The organism is Pseudomonas aegrilactucae (assembly GCF_019168305.1).
Classification (GTDB): domain Bacteria; phylum Pseudomonadota; class Gammaproteobacteria; order Pseudomonadales; family Pseudomonadaceae; genus Aquipseudomonas; species Aquipseudomonas aegrilactucae.
In genome coordinates this window covers 1-5,259 of the sequence record NZ_JAHTBI010000171.1, presented here as the reverse complement: position 1 = coordinate 5,259, position 5,259 = coordinate 1, and the positions used below count along the sequence as shown (strand labels likewise).

Annotated in this window: 4 protein-coding genes; 3 read left to right on the top strand and 1 reads right to left on the bottom strand. The window is 63.9% G+C overall.

The window, feature by feature from the left end; translation table 11 throughout:
* The first annotated feature begins 74 nt into the window (after positions 1-74).
* Positions 75-899 (top strand): sugar phosphate isomerase/epimerase family protein, encoded by an 825-nt coding sequence (locus tag KUO17_RS26365; RefSeq protein WP_217978477.1) that lies wholly within the window; start codon positions 75-77, stop codon positions 897-899.
* 42 nt (positions 900-941) lie between these two features.
* On the opposite strand, the gene KUO17_RS26360 is transcribed toward KUO17_RS26365, so the two are convergent.
* Positions 942-2,282, bottom strand: a complete 1,341-nt coding sequence (locus KUO17_RS26360; RefSeq protein WP_217978476.1) for an MFS transporter — start codon at positions 2,280-2,282, stop codon at positions 942-944.
* A gap of 278 nt (positions 2,283-2,560) precedes the next feature.
* Here KUO17_RS26360 and quiC point away from each other — a divergent pair, with 278 nt between their 5' ends.
* Together quiC and KUO17_RS26350 are read left to right on the top strand one after the other, a co-directional pair.
* On the top strand, positions 2,561-4,468 hold the full coding sequence (quiC, locus tag KUO17_RS26355) for a 3-dehydroshikimate dehydratase QuiC (RefSeq protein ID WP_217978475.1): 1,908 nt from the start codon (positions 2,561-2,563) through the stop codon (positions 4,466-4,468).
* An 82-nt stretch (positions 4,469-4,550) separates the two neighbouring features.
* Positions 4,551-5,219, top strand: a complete 669-nt coding sequence (locus tag KUO17_RS26350; protein WP_217978474.1) for a TetR/AcrR family transcriptional regulator — start codon at positions 4,551-4,553, stop codon at positions 5,217-5,219.
* Positions 5,220-5,259 lie beyond the last annotated feature (40 nt).

Sequence of the window (5,259 nt, the reverse complement as noted above, 5' to 3'; positions counted from 1 at the left end):
TTTTTTTGGGCTTGCATTGAAATTGGAACTAAGTTCTAAATATTGCAACTACAACAACGTCCCGAGATTCCCCCATGAGCCCACGCGTCATGTCCCTGGCCGCCCTCACCGTGCTGGAGCTGTCCCCCCCTGAAATGGTCGAAGTTGCCGCCCGTGCCGGCTACAGCCATGTGGGCCTGCGCCTGGAGCCGGCCACCGCCCAAGAGCATCACTTCCCGCTGGTGCGCGATGGCGACCTGCGCCGCCAGACAGCCCAACGCCTGCACGACACCGGGATCAAGGTGCTGGACGTGGAAATCCTGCGGCTCAAGCCAGAAACCCGGGTCGCCGAGTTCGAGGCCCTGCTGGCGGTCGGTGCCGAATTTGGCGCCACCGAACTGTTGGTGGCCGGCAACGACCCGGACGAAGCGCGCCAGACCGACAACTTTGCCGCGTTATGCGACCTGGCTGCGCCATACGGCCTGCACCCGCACCTGGAGTTCATGCCCTGGACCGACGCGAAGCACCTCACCCAGGCGGCGCGCATCGTCGCCAATGCCGGCCGACCGAACGGTTGCGTGCTGGTCGATGCGTTCCATTTCGATCGCTCCGCCTCGCGCCTGGAAGACCTGCGCCAGTTACCGGCTTCACGCATCCGCTATGCCCAGTTGTGCGATGTGGCGGGGCCGCGTCCGCACGACATGGCCGAGATCCTGCGCCAGGCGCGCAATGAGCGGCGTTTTCCGGGGGAGGGTGACTGTGACCTGCTCGGCTTGCTGCGCAGCCTGCCTGCCGGCGTACCGCTGAGCCTGGAAATCCCCACGCGCCAGTTGCTGGAGCAGGGGGTGAGTGCACTGCAACGTGCGCAGTGGGCGCTGGAAAAAGCCCGGAAGGTACTGAACGCCGGCTCCCTCGTGTAGGCGCCGGCGTTGCTGGCGAAGGGCTGCGCAAGCAGCCCGGGGTTACGCCTCGACTTTAGGGATTTTGCGCGGCGCCATGAAGTACATCCACACCAGCGCAATGAAGTACATCGCCGGAATCATCGTGAACAACACGGTGTAGTTGTTGTTGGTGGTGGTCAGCACATGCCCCACGATCTGGGTCATGAACATGCCGCCGGTCGCCGCACACATGCCGCCGAAGCCGAACACCGTACTCATCATGTGCTTGGGCGTGTAGTCCATCACCAGGCTCCAGATATTGGCCGTCCAGGCCTGGTGCGCGGCGATCGCCAGCGAGATGGCCAGTACCGCCACCCACAGGCTGCTGGCGCCGGCGGCGAAGATCACCCCGATGATGGTGGTGGCGAACAGCAGCATCGACAGCAGGCGCGCCTTGATCGGCGCCATGCCGCGGCCAATCATGAACGAGGACAGGATCCCGCCGCCCACGCTGCCGAAATCGGCGCTCAGGTAGATCACGATCAGCGGAATGCCCATCTGGGTCACGCTGATGCCCAGGTTGTACTGCTGGTTCAGGAACGGCGGCAGCCAGTACAGGTAGAACCAGAACACCGGCGCAGTCACCGAGTAGGCCAGGGCGAAGGCCCAGGTGCCGCGCATGCGCAGGATACGGCTGAACGGTACCGGCGCCTGCTCGGGTTCGGCTTCGCTCTGGATGTAGGCCAGCTCTTGCTTGCTCACGCCAGGGTGCTGTTGTGGGTCGAAGTATTTCAGGCCCCAGAACGTCGCCCATACCAGGCCCAGTGCGCCCATGGCCATGAACGCGGCCTGCCAGCCCCACACCGTAAGGATCAGCGGCAGCAGCATCGGGGTGAACATGGCGCCGACGTTGGTGCCGGCATTGAAGATGCCGGTGGCCACTGCCCGCTCGCCCGCCGGGAACCACAGGCGTGTGGTCTTCACGCACGCCGGGTAGTTGGCGGCCTCGGTCAGGCCGAGAATGAAGCGGCAGACCATGAAGCCCACCGCCGAGGTGGCCAGGCCGTGGGCGCCGGTGGCCAGGCTCCACAGCAGCACGGCGCAGAAGAACACGCGCTTGACGCCGATGCGGTCGATCAGGCGACCCTGCAGCACGAAGCCGATCGCGTAGCCCACCTGGAACCAGAAGTTGATGTTGGCGTAGTCCATCGCCGTCCAGCTCATTTCCTTGGCCAGGATCGGCTGCATCACGCCCAGTGCGGCGCGGTCGATGTAGTTCAGGGTGGTGGCGAAGAACACCAGCGCGAGCATGACCCAGCGGGTCTTGCCAACGCCCATGGCGCCACGGATCTTGTCGCCGATGCCGGCGTGGGGGGTACTGGCCAAAGGCTGGGCCAGTGGGGTGTTTTGGCTGTGGATCATGTGTTGATACCCGTATTTTTATGTTTATGGGTCAAGCCAGAATGACACGCGGTGGAGCAATCGACTACGGCAGGTTCGTCTGTGCTTTTGGCAAGATGCTCACCTGCCCGGTGGTAAGAAATGGTGCGCATTGGTCAAAAAAGGGTCAATTGATTGAGACGGGTATTGGGCGATAATCGCACACAAAACTAACCAGTTCGTACCTTTTGATTGAGCTAGGATAAACCCGAGCCAATAATTCATTCAGCTGGGCACTGCCTGCCCGTTGGAGCCTGAAGATGCAGCGTTCGATTGCCACCGTGTCCCTGAGCGGCACCCTGCCAGAAAAACTCGAAGCCATTGCCGCCGCCGGATTCGACGGCGTGGAGATCTTTGAAAACGACCTTCTGTACTACGACGGCAGTCCCCGCGAGATTCGCCAGCGCTGTACCGATCTGGGGCTGGATATCACCCTGTTCCAGCCATTTCGCGACTTCGAAGGCTGCCCGCGCGGGCGTCTGGCGCGCAACCTGGAGCGTGCCGAGCGCAAGTTCGAGCTGATGCAGGAACTGGGCACCGACCTGGTGCTGGTGTGCAGCAACGTCGCCGCTGACGCCCTGGGCGAGCAGCAACTGCTGGTCGACGACCTGCGTCTGCTGGCCGAGCGCGCCGCTGCCAGCGGTGTGCGCATCGGCTACGAGGCGCTGGCCTGGGGCCGCCACGTGAACACCTGGCAGCAGGTGTGGGACATCGTGCGCCAGGCCGATCACCCCAACCTGGGGATGATCCTCGACAGCTTCCACACCCTTTCGCTCAAGGGCGACCCCAGCGCAATCGCGCAGGTGCCAGGGGACAAGATCTTCTTCGTGCAGATGGCCGATGCGCCGATCCTGGCCATGGACGTGCTGGAGTGGAGCCGGCATTTTCGCTGCTTCCCCGGCCAGGGCGAGTTCGACCTGGCCGGCTTTCTTGCGCCGATCCTGCAGGCCGGTTATCGCGGGCCGCTGTCGCTGGAGATCTTCAACGACGGTTTTCGTGCCGCACCGCCGCGCGCCAACGCCGCCGACGGGCTGCGCTCGCTGCTGTACCTGGAAGAGAAAGCCCGTGCCGTGCTTGAGCGCAGCGCGCCGCTGGCCGAGCCTGACCTGCTGTTCGCGCCACCGCCGGCCAGCACTTACGATGGTATCGAGTTTCTGGAGTTCGCCGTCGACGATGCGCTGGGCGCCAAGCTGGGCAACTGGCTCGAAGGCCTGGGGTTTGCGCGGGCCGGCAAGCACCGTTCGAAGAATGTGAGCCTGCTGCGTCAGGGCGACATCAACCTGATCCTCAATGCCGAGCCGTATTCGTTCGCGCACAACTTCTTCGAAAGCCACGGCCCGTCGCTGTGCGCCACGGCCATCCGGGTCAAGGACAGCGCCCAGGCGCTGGCCCGCGCAGTGGCCTATCAGGGCCAGCCCTACCGTGGCCTGGTGGGCCCCAACGAGCGCGAGCTGGCGGCGGTGCGTGCACCCGATGGCAGCCTGATCTACCTGGTGGACCAGGATGCCGACGGGCGCACCATCTACGACACCGACTTCAGCCTCAGCGAGCAGCCGGCGCACACCCTGGGCCTGACCCGCATCGACCACATGGCGCTGGCCCTGCCGGCCGACAGCCTGGACAGCTGGGTACTGTTCTACAAGGGCCTGCTGGACTTCAGTGCCGACGATGAAGTGGTGCTGCCCGACCCGTACGGGCTGGTCAAGAGCCGCGCCTTGCGCAGCCGCTGCAGCTCGATCCGGCTGCCGCTGAACATTTCCGAGAACCGCAATACGGCGATCTCCCATGCGCTGTCAAACTATCGCGGCTCGGGCGTGCACCACATCGCGTTCGATTGCGATGACATCTTCGTGGCGGTCAAGCGTGCCAAGGAAGCCGGCGTGGCGTTGCTCGACATCCCGCTCAACTATTACGACGACCTGGCGGCGCGGTTCGACTTCGACGACCAGTTCCTCAGCGAGCTGGCCTACTACAACGTGCTGTATGACCGCGATGCCCAGGGCGGCGAGCTGTTCCACGTGTACACCGAGCCGTTCGAGGAGCGCTTCTTCTTCGAAGTGCTGCAACGGCGCAACGGCTACAGCGGTTATGGTGCGGCCAACGTCGCGGTGCGCCTGGCGGCCATGGCCAAGGCGCGCAGCGGCGGCCTGCGCCATGCCAAGCTGTAACGTGTCAGCCAGGGTGCGGGCTTCCTTATGTCGCACCCTGGGGCCATAATCGCGGGCTTAACCGAACGGTCAAGAGTCCTGTATGACGACAACTCCCGCACCCTCGGCGGCCTCTGCCGAGGCGCCGCGCAAGAGCCGCAAGAACAACCCTGAGAAAACCCGCGAGAACATTCTCCAGGCGGCGATCAGCGAGTTCGTGCAGCAAGGCCTGGCCGGTGCCCGGGTCGATGCGATCGCCGAGCGTACGCAGACCTCCAAGCGCATGATCTACTACTACTTCAACAGCAAGGAGCAGTTGTATGTGGAGGTGCTGGAGAAACTCTACGGGGACATTCGCAGCACCGAAAGCAGCCTGCACCTGGCCGAGCTTGAGCCGCGCCAGGGCATACGCCGGCTGATCGAGTTCACCTTCGACCACCATGACCGCAATGTCGATTTCGTGCGCATCGTATGCAACGAGAACATGCACCATGGCGAGTACGTCAAGCAGTCCTCGGCGATCCGTTCGATGAACAAGACCGTGCTGACCGCACTGGACGAGATTCTGCAGCGCGGGGCGGCCGGGGGGGTGTTCCGTCAGGGGCTCACGGCGATGGACGTGCATTTGCTGATCAGTTCGTTCTGCTTCTATCGCGTGTCGAACCGGCACACCTTTGGCGAGATCTTCCAGGTGGACTTCGAGGATGCGGCGCTCAAGGCGCGTCACCGCGAGATGATCTGCGAGTCGGTACTGCGCTACCTGCAGGCCTGATACCGGGTAGCGCGCCGTTGGCCGGCAAGGCCGGCGCCTG